16 protein-coding genes and 1 other annotated feature are annotated in these 15,393 nt (G+C 42.7%); of the genes, 11 read left to right on the plus strand and 5 right to left on the minus strand.

The features are described from left to right. Positions 1-135 precede the first annotated feature (135 nt). From XPG1_RS06915 to XPG1_RS06935, 5 genes are all read right to left on the minus strand, one after another. Positions 136-999, minus strand: coding sequence for a fructosamine kinase family protein (locus XPG1_RS06915; protein ID WP_045958426.1), 864 nt, complete (start codon positions 997-999; stop codon positions 136-138). A 128-nt stretch (positions 1,000-1,127) separates the two neighbouring features. After that, complete coding sequence (locus tag XPG1_RS06920) at positions 1,128-2,024, minus strand: metal ABC transporter permease (protein WP_045958427.1); 897 nt, start codon at positions 2,022-2,024, stop codon at positions 1,128-1,130. Further along, positions 2,021-2,896: a metal ABC transporter permease gene (locus XPG1_RS06925; RefSeq protein WP_045958428.1), complete on the minus strand. Its 876-nt coding sequence runs from the start codon at positions 2,894-2,896 to the stop codon at positions 2,021-2,023. Before XPG1_RS06925 ends, XPG1_RS06920 begins: the two co-directional genes overlap by 4 nt. After that, a complete protein-coding gene (locus XPG1_RS06930; protein ID WP_045958429.1) occupies positions 2,893-3,804 on the minus strand; it encodes a manganese/iron ABC transporter ATP-binding protein in 912 nt (303 codons plus the stop codon). Before XPG1_RS06930 ends, XPG1_RS06925 begins: the two co-directional genes overlap by 4 nt. Further along, positions 3,801-4,718, minus strand: coding sequence for a metal ABC transporter substrate-binding protein (locus XPG1_RS06935; RefSeq protein ID WP_045958430.1), 918 nt, complete (start codon positions 4,716-4,718; stop codon positions 3,801-3,803). The genes XPG1_RS06930 and XPG1_RS06935 overlap by 4 nt, the downstream gene beginning before the upstream one ends. 171 nt (positions 4,719-4,889) lie before the next feature. Here XPG1_RS06935 and XPG1_RS06940 point away from each other — a divergent pair, with 171 nt between their 5' ends. The 11 genes from XPG1_RS06940 (at position 4,890) to btuD (ending at position 15,315) form a co-directional block, all read left to right on the plus strand. After that, complete coding sequence (locus XPG1_RS06940; protein ID WP_045958431.1) at positions 4,890-5,567, plus strand: transglycosylase SLT domain-containing protein; 678 nt, start codon at positions 4,890-4,892, stop codon at positions 5,565-5,567. 711 nt (positions 5,568-6,278) lie between these two features. Then, the gene (thrS, locus tag XPG1_RS06945; RefSeq protein ID WP_045958432.1) at positions 6,279-8,207 is read left to right on the plus strand and encodes a threonine--tRNA ligase; all 1,929 of its coding nucleotides are present in this window, start codon (positions 6,279-6,281) and stop codon (positions 8,205-8,207) included. Positions 8,208-8,210: 3 nt separating this feature from the next. Next, entirely contained in the window at positions 8,211-8,750 is a 540-nt protein-coding gene (gene infC / locus XPG1_RS17485) for a translation initiation factor IF-3 (protein WP_071825345.1), read from the plus strand. A 94-nt stretch (positions 8,751-8,844) separates the two neighbouring features. Further along, the gene (gene rpmI / locus XPG1_RS06955) at positions 8,845-9,042 is read left to right on the plus strand and encodes a 50S ribosomal protein L35 (RefSeq protein WP_006118955.1); all 198 of its coding nucleotides are present in this window, start codon (positions 8,845-8,847) and stop codon (positions 9,040-9,042) included. Between the two features lie 42 nt (positions 9,043-9,084). After that, positions 9,085-9,441 carry a 50S ribosomal protein L20 gene (rplT, locus tag XPG1_RS06960; RefSeq protein WP_010847342.1) on the plus strand — a complete coding sequence of 119 codons (357 nt, stop codon included), beginning with the start codon at positions 9,085-9,087 and terminating at the stop codon, positions 9,439-9,441. Positions 9,442-9,543: 102 nt separating this feature from the next. Further along, positions 9,544-9,668: a sequence feature (Phe leader region), on the plus strand. After that, positions 9,550-9,594, plus strand: a complete 45-nt coding sequence (pheM, locus tag XPG1_RS19155; RefSeq protein WP_366301101.1) for a pheST operon leader peptide PheM — start codon at positions 9,550-9,552, stop codon at positions 9,592-9,594. Its footprint overlaps the feature before it by 45 nt. 79 nt (positions 9,669-9,747) lie before the next feature. Next, a complete protein-coding gene (gene pheS, locus XPG1_RS06965; RefSeq protein ID WP_045958434.1) occupies positions 9,748-10,731 on the plus strand; it encodes a phenylalanine--tRNA ligase subunit alpha in 984 nt (327 codons plus the stop codon). A gap of 14 nt (positions 10,732-10,745) precedes the next feature. Further along, a complete protein-coding gene (gene pheT, locus XPG1_RS06970; protein WP_045958435.1) occupies positions 10,746-13,133 on the plus strand; it encodes a phenylalanine--tRNA ligase subunit beta in 2,388 nt (795 codons plus the stop codon). A 4-nt stretch (positions 13,134-13,137) separates the two neighbouring features. Further along, entirely contained in the window at positions 13,138-13,434 is a 297-nt protein-coding gene (gene ihfA, locus XPG1_RS06975) for an integration host factor subunit alpha (protein WP_045958436.1), read from the plus strand. A 66-nt stretch (positions 13,435-13,500) separates the two neighbouring features. Beyond that, on the plus strand, positions 13,501-14,496 hold the full coding sequence (gene btuC, locus XPG1_RS06980; RefSeq protein ID WP_157879455.1) for a vitamin B12 ABC transporter permease BtuC: 996 nt from the start codon (positions 13,501-13,503) through the stop codon (positions 14,494-14,496). Positions 14,497-14,547: 51 nt separating this feature from the next. Then, positions 14,548-15,315: a vitamin B12 ABC transporter ATP-binding protein BtuD gene (gene btuD, locus XPG1_RS06985; RefSeq protein ID WP_045958437.1), complete on the plus strand. Its 768-nt coding sequence runs from the start codon at positions 14,548-14,550 to the stop codon at positions 15,313-15,315. The last annotated feature ends 78 nt before the right edge of the window (positions 15,316-15,393 follow it).

Consider the following 15,393-nt stretch of genomic DNA (forward strand, 5'->3'; position numbering starts at 1 on the left):
CGTTATCGATGATAGTAAAAAGAAGAAATGGAAAGGATGAAAAGACCCATCTTCTTAAAAAGAATGATGACCTTAGAGGGTGAATAAAAAGAATTTTGAGTTCATGAAAATGATATTGATAAATTTTTTTTATGTTTATTCAGATAAAAGTTTATCGATCGTATTTTGTACAAAAATAAAATTATCACCGCCGAAAAGATGACATTTATTCAATAAATAATAGAGTTGATAGATAGGTTGGCGCTCAAGGAAACCTTGGGGTAATGGCCAGATATTCTGGTAGCCATCAAATATTTGCAAGGGAAGCTCCGGGTAAAACGGCAGCATCGCCAGATCACATTCACGATCACCCCAATAACAAGCAGGATCAAAAGTGACGGCGCAATTATCGCCCAATGAGGCACAGTTCGTGGGCCACAGATCACCATGAAGGAGAGAAGGTTGGGGGTGGTGGTTATGTAATTTTTCAGTGATTATTTGGACAATTTGGCTAATATTACCAAATATCATGCCCTTATCAGCGGCAAGTTGTAATTGCCATCCGACGCGTTTTTCGGCATAGAAATGACTCCAGCGTTTTTGCCACCCATTAGGCTGTATGGTGGTTGCTAGCATGTTATCAAAATCAAAACCAAATTTAGGTTGCTCACTCCATTGATGCAGTTTTGCAAGATGCTGACCAAAAAGATAAGCACTATGTGCATCAAAGGGTTTTAAGGGCAAATACTCTAGCAGCAGGAAGCTATAATTGCGGTCGTGACCGACACCATAAACCTCGGGAACACGAGCCGTTTTACTGCGAGCCAGTAATTCCAGTTGTTCTGCTTCTGCCTTGAAAATGGGCAGCATTTCTTTCACATTGGATTTGATAAAGATATGTTGTTCACCGTATTCAATGTGCCAGGCACGGTGAATATCACCTCCTGCTAATTCCGTTTTATTGCGGATCTCAGCGTCACCAAAATGCTCACTTAATAGATGGTTCACTGTTTGCCACATGCTTCACCTCATTAAGTTGACAATTGCTATGGTTATATTACAGACAGATGTAATATTTGAACAGACTAAAAGTGGGTTTAATCGTAATTAATGAGGCTATATCTCAAATTTGATATAGCCTCTATTTTTTAATTTGATTTTTCTGGGATTGGCGATATCCGAGATGGCATGTTCCCTAGCGTTTCTTTGTTTATCTTCTTTCGGGCTAATTTTATCTGGTCATAAATAAGAGTCATAGTAAAGAAAATAGCCTGGATGATGACGATACAGGGACCTGTCTCACCGTCAATATGGAAACTGATGAGGGTTCCAAGTACGCTGGAGGAGACAGAAGCAAGCATTGCTACAATAAGCATACGATCGAAACTTCGGCAAAGCATGAAGGCAATAATGCCTGGTGAGATTAACATTGCAATGACCAGGATGATGCCAACCGCCTGCAATGAGGCAACAATGGTGAGTGCTAACAGAGATAACAATCCGTAATGAAGCCGTTTTACCGGCAGACCAACCACTCTGGCCTGATTAGGATCGAAACAGTAAAGCATAAAATCCTTTCTCTTTAGCAACACAATCGTCAGCGTAATCCCGGCAATGCCCAGTGTCTGGAGTAATTCATACTGGGTGATGCCGAGTATGCTGCCGAATAGAATGTGTGTCAGGTGTTGATCGGTATCTATACGCGTAAACAGGACTAACCCGAATGCAAACATACCTGAAAAAACAATACCCATGACGGTATCTTCTTTAATTCTGCTGTGTTCTTTTAGGTATCCAGTCGCAAATGCACAAGATATACCGGAAAGAAATGCACCGATGGCAAGTGGCATCCCCGTGATAAATGCAAGCACGATCCCCGGTAAAACAGCATGGGAAATTGCGTCTCCCATCAATGACCAGCCCTTTAAAACTAAATAACAGGAAAGCACCGCACAGACAGCACCCACAATAATGGCTGTAAAGATAGCTCTGCGCATAAACTCATGCATGAAAGGTTCAGTGATTAATTCAATTAATGTGTTCATGAGCGTCGTTCCTGGATCAATGCTAAAGATTCTTTTCTCGCTCGTTTGCGGGAAGCTAACATGCCATGTTTGGGGGCAAAAAAGAAGGCGAGCAGAAAAATCACTGTTTGCATGGTGACAATGACACCGCCGGTTGCACCATCGAGGAAATAACTCAGATAGGTGCCGAGCCCACTGGTGAGTGCACCGATGGTGATAGCAATGATCAACAAGTGTTTAAATCTATCTGTTAATAAATAGGCGGTTGCGCCAGGTGTGACTACCATTGCGATAACCAAAATGGCGCCTACAGTCTGTAATGCTGCAACAGTACAGGCACTTAATAAAGTGAAAAAAATGATTTTTAATCGAAGTGGTGATAAGCCGATAGAGCGTGCGTGAGTTTCGTCGAAGAAAACAACTAATAAATCTTTCCAAAGTGCCATTAAGATAACAAAGGAAACCCCGATGATGATCTCAACTTGTAAAACATCTTCATCTGCGATCCCCAAAATATTACCCATAATAATGGATTGTACGTTGACGGATGTCGGGTTTAAGGAAACGATCAATAATCCGACGGCAAAAAAAGTGGAGAAGATAAAACCGATCACTGCATCTTCACGTAACCGGGTGATATGACGAACTAATGTCATTGACAGTGCAGCAAGGATCCCCGTAAAAAAAGCACCACCGGCATAAGGTAAACCGAGAGCATATGCACCCGCTACACCAGGAACAACAGAGTGAGAGAGGGCATCCCCCATAAGTGACCAGCCTTTCAGCATCAAATAAGCCGATAGGAAAGCACAAACAGCGCCAACAAGGGCACTGACCCACATGGCTTTCACCATGTAGTTATAGTTGAAAGGTTGTAAAAGTAGCTCCATCATGGCTGGTTTCCCTTTTGTTTTGGACTTTGTCGTGGTGGAACATGATGATTATGCCCATAAAAGACGGCAGCACGTTCATCATCAGTAATCACTGTCAAGGAGCGTGAGTCATCGTCTTTATGTAATTCAGTGCCGGAAAGATTAATATGACGTAAAACCCCACCGAAGGTCATTTCCAGATTTTTTTGCGTGAACGTATTTTCCGTTTGACCGCTGGCGAGCACAGTGCGGTTGATCAAGATAACATGATCACAAAATTCAGGGACACTGCCAAGATTATGTGTTGAAACTAAAACCAAATGACCTTCGTCACGTAAGTCACGAAGTAAGTCAATGATCGCATTTTCTGTTTTAACATCGACTCCGGTAAAGGGTTCATCCAGCAATAAGACTTTGCCTTCTTGAGCTAATGCACGGGCTAAAAATGCGCGTTTTTTCTGCCCACCCGACAGTTCACCAATTTGGCGGTCACGCAGTTCTGTCAGACCGACGCGTTCAAGTGCTTCATTGACAATTTCATGGTCACGTTTGCTGGGGCGCCGCAAAAACCCCATTTTTCCATAGCGACCCATCATGACGACATCGGAAACTAAAACCGGAAAATTCCAATCCACATCTTCAGTTTGGGGAACATATGCGATGATATTTTGCTTCAATGCGGTTTTGATCGGTTGATTATTGAGGGTCACTTTTCCCTGAGAAGGGATAATTAATCCCATGATGGTTTTAAATAATGTCGATTTTCCACTGCCATTCATGCCAACCAGGGCGCAAATGGTGCCACCGGTAATATCAAAACTAGCCTCATAAATTGCTGTGTGTCCATTGTTGTAAGTGACAGTGGCGTTATCCACAATTAAATGGGGTTGCTCAAATAATGACTGTTGGTTTGATGATGAACGACTCATTGATTAAATCCTTTTGCGATAGTGTCGACAGTGGTATTCAGCAGATCGATATAAGTAGGTACTGGGCCTTTTGGGGTGGAGAGAGAGTCTACATAAAGTACTCCACCGTAACGGGCTCCAGTTTCTTTACTGACTTGTTTGGCGGGTTTATCTGAAACCGTACTTTCACTAAAGAGAACCGGGATCTTATTGGCTCTTACGGTATCAATAACACGTCTCACTTGTTGAGGTGATCCCTGTTCCTCAGCGTTGATCGGCCATAAATAGACTTCTTTAAAACCATAATCTTGAGTGAGATAGCTGAAAGCGCCTTCACTGGTTACCAACCAACGTTGTTCTTCTGGAATACGAGAAAGACGTTCTCTAAGAGGAGCATCCAATTGGGTTATCTTTTCGGCATAAACGTTGGCATTGTGATTATAAATCTCAGCATTCTCTGGATCATATTTAACCAGAGCCTGGCGAATATTCTCGATATAAATCAGTGCATTTTTCGGTGACATCCAGGCGTGAGGATTAGGATTCTGATTGTAGGGACCTTCACGGATGGGTAAAGGTACAATGCCTTCGGTTATCACAGCCGTCGGTTTATTTTCCATATTTTCAAAGAAGCGCTCGAACCAACGTTCTAAGTTTAAACCATTCCAGAGAATAAGGTCTGCACGTTGAGCTTTGATGATATCTTTGGGGGTGGGTTGATAATCATGGATTTCTGCACCAGGTTTTGTGATTGACTCAACAATTGCAGCATCTCCGGCAACGTTTTGAGCCATATCTTGAATAATCGTAAATGTTGTCACCACTCTGAATTTCTTCTCTGCATGAGCGTGTTGGCTGAATAATGTTATTGTGAACAGAACAATCATTAAATTGAATATTCGAAAAACAGCAGAAAGCGGGTGTTTTTTGTTCATCAGGATAAACCTTACCTGTTATACATATAATTATTGATAATGATTATCAGTATCGTTTGTGTAAAGTCAAGGCGATATCGGATGAAATTGATAATAGATAGAAAAATATTTTTGGTTTATCTGTAAAATTATATAATCTCTATAGGATAAATTCTATTTAGGGGAAGCTGCATGAAAATAAAACTCCGCCATACTATGGTGTTAGCGTTATTATTGACGGGGTGTGCAGGCCAACAAGCGCATCAGTCAGACGTTAATTCGCCAATGACGGCAAAACGTGTGTTTAATCACAATAAATCAGCCTTTGAACAGGGTAGATTAGCGAACAAATCCACGCCATTTGATCGATTTATTAAGCAAGCAGCGAAACGTTATGGTGTTGATGAAACGCTTATTAAAGCGATTATTCAGGTGGAATCTGGTTTTCGGCCAGCGGTTGTGAGTAAATCTAACGCGATTGGCTTAATGCAAATTAAAGCGTCTACAGCTGGGCGCGATGCATACAAAATGAAAGGGAAAGCCGGGCAACCGACGATACATGAATTGAAAGATCCTGCCACTAACATTGATCTTGGCACGGCTTATATCAGCATTTTAAAAAAATATCATCTGGATGGAATTACCAATCCAGAAACGTTGTATTATGCAACGATAGTCGCTTATGTTAATGGCGCTGGAGCATTGTTACGTATGTTTGATGCAAACCGGGCTATGGCCATTAATAAAATCAATCGAATGACGGCAAACGAATTTTATCAATATGTTCAAAATAATCATCCGGCGCCTCAGGCTCCGCGTTATTTGTGGAAAGTGAAAAATGCTTATGGTGCTTTTGAGGCAACTCAATAATTTTTTGTAAACTATAGTATTACTATTTTGAAATGATTATTTCACAAGTAATGTTGATTATTATTTTTTAATTAAAGATGTCTTTGATAATTTATGAGTTGAATTTTTTTTAAATAAAAAGAGCTGTTTAATAAAAATAATTATCAGCCGATAGAATAAAGTGATTTGAATTAATTCTATGGCATCAAACTTTATGTATGTTGGTAAGTTGTCCCATTATGGTGACAACAATGATGATGGATTTATACACCAGTTGAAGTCTATTCCAGTTATTCAATATCACCATTTGACCTTAAAAATAAACAGGATAATGATCGTATGTATGACAATCGCCTAATCACACTAGATACGATAAATCAATATATAAAGGAAGGAACCACAAGGAAGAGTAAAGAATGGAAAGCGACGATAGGTACAGCAAATACTGGTTTTGATATAGGTGATGATGGTTGTCCTTGCAACGATAAGAGTAATTAAAAATTCAACGAGTTAAATGTATGCTCACAGAGCTATTTTAACACTTACTCTATGTGATACTATATCATGCGAGTTAGGGCAAATGTACCGGATGCTTTTGAAATTGCGTTCCTAAATGTGTACACATCTTGCGGAGTGAAGCAAGAATTTGTTTCTAACGTGCTAACTAATAATGAATTTTATTTAATGCAAGTGATCTTTCGTGTGGATCACCACTGTATATAAGGATTTTAAATGCCTGTAATTACTCTTCCTGATGGTAGTCAACGTCAATTTGAACATGCTGTTTCCGTTATGGATGTCGCTTGTGACATTGGTGCTGGTTTGGCAAAAGCATGTATTGCTGGTCGTGTTAATGGCGAATTGGTCGATGCCTGTGAATTAATCGAAACCGATAGCAATCTTGCGATTATTACCAGCAAGAATGAAGAAGGTCTGGAAATTATTCGCCACTCATGTGCTCATTTATTGGGTCATGCCATTAAACAGTTGTGGCCTGATACGAAAATGGCTATCGGCCCTATCGTTGATAATGGATTCTATTATGATATTGATTTGGATCGTTCTTTGACTCAGGAAGATATTGAGCTGCTTGAAAAGCGTATGCTGGAACTTGCCAAAAAAGACTATGATGTCATCAAGAAAAAAGTGAGTTGGCAAGAAGCACGCGATACATTTGTAGCCCGTGACGAAGAGTATAAGATTCAGATTTTAGATGAAAATATCAGCCATGATGATCGTCCTGGTCTGTATCATCATGAAGAATATGTTGATATGTGCCGTGGGCCACATGTTCCTAACATGCGTTTCTGTCATCACTTTAAACTGCAAAAAGTGGCGGGTGCTTACTGGCGCGGCAATAGCGATAACAAAATGTTGCAGCGTATTTATGGTACGGCATGGGCTGATAAGAAGCAGCTTAATGCCTATTTGCAACGTCTGGAAGAAGCTGCAAAACGTGATCACCGCAAAATTGGTAAGCAGCTTGACCTGTACCATATGCAGGAAGAAGCACCAGGCATGGCATTCTGGCATAATGATGGTTGGACCATTTTCCGTGAGCTGGAAACGTTTGTTCGCATGAAGCTCAAAGAGTACCAATATCAGGAAGTAAAAGGTCCATTTATGATGGATCGTATCCTGTGGGAAAAAACCGGGCACTGGGAAAACTATAAAGAGCATATGTTCACAACCTCATCGGAAAACCGTGAATATTGTGTCAAACCAATGAACTGCCCAGGTCATGTTCAAATATTCAACCAGGGGTTGAAATCTTATCGTGATTTACCTTTGCGTATGGCTGAATTCGGGAGTTGTCACCGTAATGAACCATCCGGCGCTTTACATGGTTTGATGCGTGTACGTGGCTTTACCCAGGATGATGCCCATATTTTCTGTACTGAAGATCAAATTCTTCAAGAGGTCAGTAGCTGCATCAAAATGATTTATGATGTGTATGGCACATTTGGTTTTGAGAAGATTGTCGTTAAGTTATCGACCCGTCCAGAAAAGCGTATTGGTACAGAAAAACAATGGGATGAAGCCGAAGCCGATCTTGCTGAGGCATTGACCAAAAATGGCATTGAATTTGAATATCAGCCGGGTGAAGGGGCATTTTATGGCCCTAAAATTGAATTTACTCTATATGATTGTTTGGATCGTGCGTGGCAATGTGGTACTGTGCAACTCGATTTTTCACTGCCAGCACGTTTGAGTGCGTCGTATGTAGGTGAAAATAATGAACGTAAGGTTCCTGTAATGATCCACCGTGCTGTCCTGGGCTCTCTGGAACGCTTTATCGGTATCCTGACAGAAGAATATGCGGGCTTTTTCCCAACATGGTTGGCACCTCAGCAGGTCGTCATCATGAATATTACTGATAGTCAGTCAAATTATGTACAGGAATTGGTTAAAAAACTTCAAGATGCAGGCATTCGTGCAAAAGCAGACTTGAGAAACGAGAAGATTGGTTTTAAAATCCGTGAACACACTCTGCGTCGTGTGCCTTACATGCTTGTTTGTGGTGATAAAGAAGTCGAATCGGGAAAAGTCTCTGTTCGTACTCGCCGAGGCAAAGACTTAGGTAGCATTGACGTCAGTGCATTTACAGAAAAACTGCTGACAGAAATACGCAGTCGTAATCTTCATCAATTGGAGGAATAAGGTATTAAAGGCGGAAAAAGAATCCAACCGGCGCGCCCAAATCGCATTAATGAAGAAATTCGCGCCTCTGAAGTTCGTTTAACTGGATTAGATGGCGAACAGATTGGTATTGTCAGTCTGAGAGATGCTCTTGAAAAAGCTGAGGAAGCTGGTGTTGATTTAGTCGAAATCAGCCCAAATGCCGAACCGCCGGTTTGTCGTATTATGGATTACGGCAAGTTCCTCTATGAGAAGAGTAAGTCAGTCAAAGAACAGAAAAAGAAACAAAAAGTTATTCAGGTTAAGGAAATTAAATTCCGTCCTGGTACAGATGAAGGCGACTATCAGGTCAAACTACGCAACCTGATTCGTTTTCTGGAAGATGGCGATAAAGCCAAAATCACCCTGCGTTTCCGTGGGCGTGAAATGGCTCACCAGCAGATTGGTATCGAGATGCTTAACCGTATCCGTGACGATTTGAATGAACTGGCAGTGGTTGAATCCTTCCCAACGAAGGTTGAAGGCCGCCAGATGATCATGGTGCTCGCTCCTAAGAAGAAATAGTCAGGCAAACAAGTAATGAGCTTCAGCTAATTTTGGTTGAAGCTTATTCGCCTGATTAGTTCGTTGTAATTAACAATGCGAAGTGGAAATTAAAATGCCAAAGATTAAAACAGTACGCGGTGCAGCGAAGCGCTTCAAAAAAACCGCAAGTGGTGGTTTCAAGCGTAAGCATGCTAACCTTCGTCACATTCTGACTAAAAAATCAACCAAGCGTAAACGTCATTTACGTCCAAAAGGCATGGTCTCCAAAGGGGATCTGGGCCTGGTTGTTGCTTGCCTGCCGTACGCATAAGCAATTTTTTTAATTAGAACTTAGAGACGATAGGAGAAGTATATGGCTCGCGTAAAACGTGGTGTTATCGCACGTGCACGTCACAAAAAAATTCTGAAACAAGCGAAAGGTTACTACGGTGCTCGTTCGCGCGTTTATCGTGTTGCTTTCCAGGCTGTTATCAAAGCTGGTCAGTACGCTTACCGTGACCGCCGTCAGCGTAAACGTCAATTCCGTCAACTGTGGATTGCACGTATCAACGCTGCTGCACGTCAGAACGGCATGTCTTACAGCCGTTTCATCAACGGCCTGAAAAAGGCTTCGATTGAAATTGACCGTAAGATTCTGGCTGACATCGCTGTATTCGACAAAGTAGCATTTGCTGCTCTGGTTGAAAAAGCGAAAGGCGCTCTGGCATAAGTCAGGTTAAAGGGGGGAGCTTGCTCCCTCTTTTACTTTTTTCCATAATGTGGCTGACATTTGATTCCATGATGAGTGTAAAAAGGGTATAGGAGAAAGAACAAAATGATGAAGTTAGCTTTTTTTCGTTTCTTTTTTTACTTTAGCACCTGAAATCAGGGGGCTGTGCGCGTAAGAAAAGAAACGAAAAATAGCGCTTGAGCCTCCAGTGTGGAGGCTTTTTTATTTTTATGGACTCATTAACAGATAAGGTGAGGACATAATTTAACAACTAATCGGCCATCTGGCCAAAGGAAGAGGAAAACGATGTCACATCTTACTGAGCTGGTTGCGAAGGCAAAAGCAGCCGTGGAAGAAGCCCAGGATGTTGCCGCGTTGGATTTGGTGCGAGTTGAATACCTGGGAAAAAAAGGCCATTTAACTCTCCAGATGTCATCGCTGCGCGACTTACCGGCCGAGGAGCGTCCAGCGGCAGGGGCTGTTATTAATCAGGCGAAACAAGAAGTGCAGGAAGTATTGAATGCGCGTAAGGCAAAGCTGGAAGCTGAAATTCTGAATGCGCGTCTGGCTGTGGAAAAAATTGATGTTTCGTTGCCTGGCCGTCGTATGGAAAATGGTGGCTTACACCCCGTAACCCGCACCATTGAACGTATTGAAACTTTCTTTGGCGAGCTAGGTTTTTCTGTTGAATCTGGCCCAGAAATCGAAGATGACTATCATAACTTTGATGCTCTGAATATCCCTGCACACCATCCTGCGCGTGCAGATCACGATACTTTCTGGTTTGATGCGACACGTTTGTTGCGTACCCAGACTTCTGGTGTTCAGATCCGTACGATGAAAGATCGTCAGCCACCAATCCGTATTATTGCGCCAGGGCGGGTATATCGCAACGATTACGACCAGACACATACCCCAATGTTCCATCAGATAGAAGGGCTGATCGTTGATAAAAACATCAGTTTTACCAATCTGAAAGGAACACTGCATGACTTTTTAAATAACTTCTTTGAAGAAGATATGCAAGTCCGTTTCCGTCCTTCTTATTTTCCATTTACAGAGCCTTCTGCGGAAGTCGATGTGATGGGTAAAAATGGTAAATGGTTGGAAATATTGGGTTGTGGGATGGTGCATCCAAACGTCTTGCGCAATGTTGGGATTGATCCTGAAGTCTATTCTGGTTTTGCTTTTGGTATGGGAATGGAACGTTTGACTATGCTTCGATATGGCGTTACAGATTTGCGTGCATTCTTCGAAAATGATTTACGTTTCCTCAAACAATTTAAATAAGGCGGGTATATCTCATGAAATTCAGTGAACTCTGGTTACGCGAGTGGGCAAACCCTGCCATTAGTAGTGAAACATTGTCTGATCAAATCACCATGGCGGGTTTGGAAGTCGATGGTGTTGAAAAAGTGGCAGGTCAATTCCACGGCGTTTTTGTTGGTGAAGTTGTTGAATGTGGGCAACATCCAAACGCAGATAAACTGCGTGTTACAAAAGTGAATGTCGGCGGTGAACGTTTGTTGGATATTGTTTGTGGTGCACCCAATTGTCGGCAGGGGCTTCGTGTCGCTGTTGCGACAGTCGGGGCGGTGCTGCCGGGTGACTTCAAGATTAAGTCCGCGAAACTGCGTGGAGAGCCGTCAGAAGGAATGCTGTGTTCATTTTCAGAACTGGGTATTCCTAATGATCAGGATGGCATTATCGAACTGCCAGCAGATGCTCCGATTGGGACTGATCTGCGTGATTATATGCAGCTGGATGATAACGCGATTGAAATCAGTATCACACCAAACCGCGCTGATTGTCTGAGCATTATGGGTGTGGCCCGTGATGTTGCAGTTATCAATAAGTTGTCGATAACAGAAGCGAAAATCGAAGCGGTTAAACCCACGACAGATGCGACATTCCCTATTCGTGTTGATGCGCCTGAAGCTTGTCCACGTTATTTAGGGCGTGTGATCAAGAACGTGAACGTCAGGGCGACTACGCCATTATGGATGCAGGAAAAACTGCGCCGTGGGGGCATCCGTTCTATCGATCCGGTTGTTGACATCACCAACTATGTTTTACTTGAGTTAGGCCAACCGTTACATGCGTTCGATTTAGAACGGTTAAATGGATCAATTATTGTTCGCTTGGCTGAGCAAGGTGAAAAACTTACCTTATTAGATGGCAATGAAGTCGAACTTTCTGCTGAAACACTTATCATTTCTGATGAAAAGCAACCACTTGCAATGGCAGGTATTTTCGGTGGAGAATATTCAGGTGTTAATGCGGAAACGCAGCATATTATGCTAGAGTGCGCCTTTTTTGCACCATTGGCAGTGACGGGTCGTGCTCGTCGTTACGGTTTGCATACCGATGCTTCCCATCGTTTTGAACGGGGTGTTGATCCACAGCTTCAATATAAAGCGATGGAATATGCCACTCAGTTACTGATCGATATCTGTGGTGGGGAAGTCGGGGAAGTCGTTGATGTTACTAGCGAATCTCACTTGCCCAAACCCGCGACGATGACGCTTACCCGCAACAAATTGGATCGTCTAATTGGTCATCATGTTGCTGATGAGCAGGTAACGGATATCCTGACGCGTTTGGGTTGCCGAGTCACTGTCGGACATGAGAGTTGGCAGGTTGTAGCACCTAGCTGGCGCTTTGATATGCAGATCGAAGAAGATCTGGTGGAAGAGGTTGCCCGTATTTACGGTTATAATAACATTCCTGATGTACCTGTCCGTGCAGATCTGATAATGACGTCGCATCGTGAAGCGGATTTGTCACTGAAGCGGGTTAAAACAATGTTGGTGGATAAAGGCTATCAAGAAGCGATTACTTATAGCTTCGTTGATCCTAAGATTCAGCAATATCTTCACCCACAGGAAGAAGCCCTGATCCTGCCTAATCCCATTTCGGCGGATATGTCAGCGATGCGTTTGTCTCTGCTGACAGGGTTACTGGCAACGGTTGCTTATAACCAAAACCGCCAGCAAAGCCGAGTCCGTTTATTTGAAACAGGGCTGCGTTTTGTCCCTGATGAAAAAGCGGAACAGGGCATTCGTCAAGAATTAATGCTCGGTGGTGTTATTGCCGGAAACCGTTTCGAAGAACACTGGTCGATTGAAAAACAATCAGTTGATTTCTTTGATTTGAAAGGTGATTTAGAATCCGTTTTAGAATTATCTGGTAGACTACCTGACATTTCCTTTAAAGCAGAAGAACATTCAGCTTTACATCCTGGGCAAAGCGCTGGGATTTATTTAGGAAATAGTTATATTGGTTATATTGGTGTTGTTCATCCAGAACTAGAGCGTAAACTGGATTTAAATGGCCGTACTGTCGTATTCGAGTTAATGTGGGGCAGTCTGGTAGATCGCATTATCCCTGAGATGAAGGAAGTCTCTCGCTTCCCATCGAACCGTCGTGATATCGCCATCGTTGTGCCAGAAAATGTAGCAGCAGAAGATGTGTTGGCCGAATGTGAGAAAGTTGGCGTAAATCATATAGTTGGCATAAACTTGTTTGACGTGTATTGTGGTAAAGGGGTCGCGGAAGGCTATAAGAGCCTTGCTATTAGCTTAATTCTACAGGACACCATGCGTACACTGGAGGAAGAAGAAATTTCTGCGACTGTCGACAAATGCGTAACTGCATTAGCACAGCGATTCCAAGCATCCTTGAGGGACTGAACTTATGGCGCTAACTAAAGCTGAAATGTCTGAAAAACTGTTTGAAAAACTGGGTATTAGCAAACGTGAAGCTAAAGATCTGGTGGAGATCTTCTTTGAAGAAGTGCGTCGTTCTTTGGAGAATGGGGAGCAAGTAAAATTATCTGGATTTGGCAACTTTGATTTGCGAGACAAAAATCAACGCCCTGGCCGCAATCCGAAAACAGGCGAAGATATTCCGATTACGGCTCGCCGTGTTGTTACTTTCCGCCCTGGTCAAAAACTGAAGAATCGGGTGGAAAAAGCATTACCCAAAGAATAAGTGCATAAAAAGGCCGCGCAATATGCGGTCTTTTTCTTATTTTTTCTCTCAATGGTTTCATATCACATGCGCTCAGTTTATGAGTTGATCTCCTATCAGAGAAAGCGTAACCATCGCGTGATGGCAATGTTGTCTGTTCTATTCATCCTTCTTTTTATTTTGTCATTATGTGCCGGTGAAATCTGGTTTTGGCCGGATCAATGGCTATCGGAGCCTGCCCGGTTATTTATTTGGCAATTGAGACTCCCTAGAGCGATTGCCGTCATGGCTGTTGGTGCGAGTCTGGCGCTGTCAGGGGCAATTATGCAGGCTTTGTTTGAAAACCCGTTGGCAGAGCCGGGATTACTTGGGATCAGTAATGGCGCCGGAGTGGTGGTTGTCTGTTTAATCCTTATCTTCCAGGGTGTTGCACCATTATGGTTATTAAGTCTTGGCGCTGTGTTTGGGGCGCTTTTTATGACGGCTATTTTGTTGGGATTTTCCAGAAAATATCAAATGACCAATACCCGCTTATTATTGATTGGTGTTGCTTTTGGTGTGATCTTTGGTGCGTTGATGACATGGATGGTCTATTTCAGTACAAGTTTGGATCTCCGACAATTGATGTATTGGATGATGGGAAGTTTCAGCGGCATTGATTGGCGCCAAAAATGGTTGGTTATTGCATTGCTGCCTGCCATCTTAGGGTTGAGTGGCAAAGGTCATATTTTGAATTACCTCTCTCTGGGGGAATTACAGGCCCGACAACTGGGTGTTTCTCACCACAAATGGCGTAATGTATTTGTCTCGGTGATTGGGCTATTAGTTGGTTTGAGTGTGGCCCTTGCAGGAGCGATCAGTTTCATTGGCTTGGTGATCCCTCACATCTTAAGGCTGATGGGATTGACTGATCATAAAGCCTTGCTTCCGGCTAGTGCATTGGCAGGGGGCAGTGGTTTATTGTTAGCAGATTTAGTTTCCCGCCTGTCATTATCTCATGCCGAAATTCCTATTGGGGTTGTCACGGTGACGTTAGGATCTCCGGTTTTTATCTGGTTGTTATTAAGAACACGTCACTATTAAAGCAATACCATTCTTGGTTATGAATGTGGGCAAGGCGATAAGGATAATAACATGATCGGTCAGCCGATTTTGGCGCTGGATAATATAACGGTTACCAACAGATTACGTTCGTTGTCTGGATCTGTTACGGCTGGAAAGCAAATTCATTTGGTTGGGTTAAATGGCTCAGGGAAGAGCACACTGCTTTCGGTAATGGCGGGTGTTTTGCCTTATCGTGGTACTCTTCGCTTGAATGGCCGGAACTTGCGGGATTATCACCCGCATGAGCTGGCGACACATCGAGCCTGGTTTTCTCAATCGGCTTCTGTTCCTATCATGCCGGTTTTTCAGTATTTAGCTCTGTTCCGTCCTGGAAGCGCATCGTTGGTTCAGAGTGAACAGGTGTTGTATCAACTTTGCCAGCAAATGAAACTCCTTCCGTTGCTTGCGTTATCAATGGGGCAACTCTCTGGCGGGGAGTGGCAACGTGTCAGATTAGCCGGCGTTTTTTTTCAAATATGGCCGGAGTTAAATCCCGATGGGTGCTTACTTTTACTCGATGAACCAACCAATAACCTCGATATCACCCAAAAAGCCATTCTGGATAACTTAATAAAAAGATTTTGTGCATTGGGGGGAACGGTATTATTGAGCAGCCATGATCTTAACCACACTTACGAACAGGCCACTGAGGTCTGGTTGCTCTTACATGGAAAATTGTTAGCATCGGGTACGCCACAGAATGTAATGACAAATGGGAATTTATCTGAAATTTTTGAAGCAAATATTGGACATATCAAAAATGGTGACTATAAATTATGGAGGGTCAACCAAGTATAATTGCCACAAGTGAAACTGACCATAATCAATACCTGCTATCTATTCTTGGTATTTGGTTGATCTGAATTTATTTTTCGT

The organism is Xenorhabdus poinarii G6 (assembly GCF_000968175.1).
In the GTDB taxonomy this organism is placed as follows: Bacteria; Pseudomonadota; Gammaproteobacteria; order Enterobacterales; family Enterobacteriaceae; genus Xenorhabdus; species Xenorhabdus poinarii.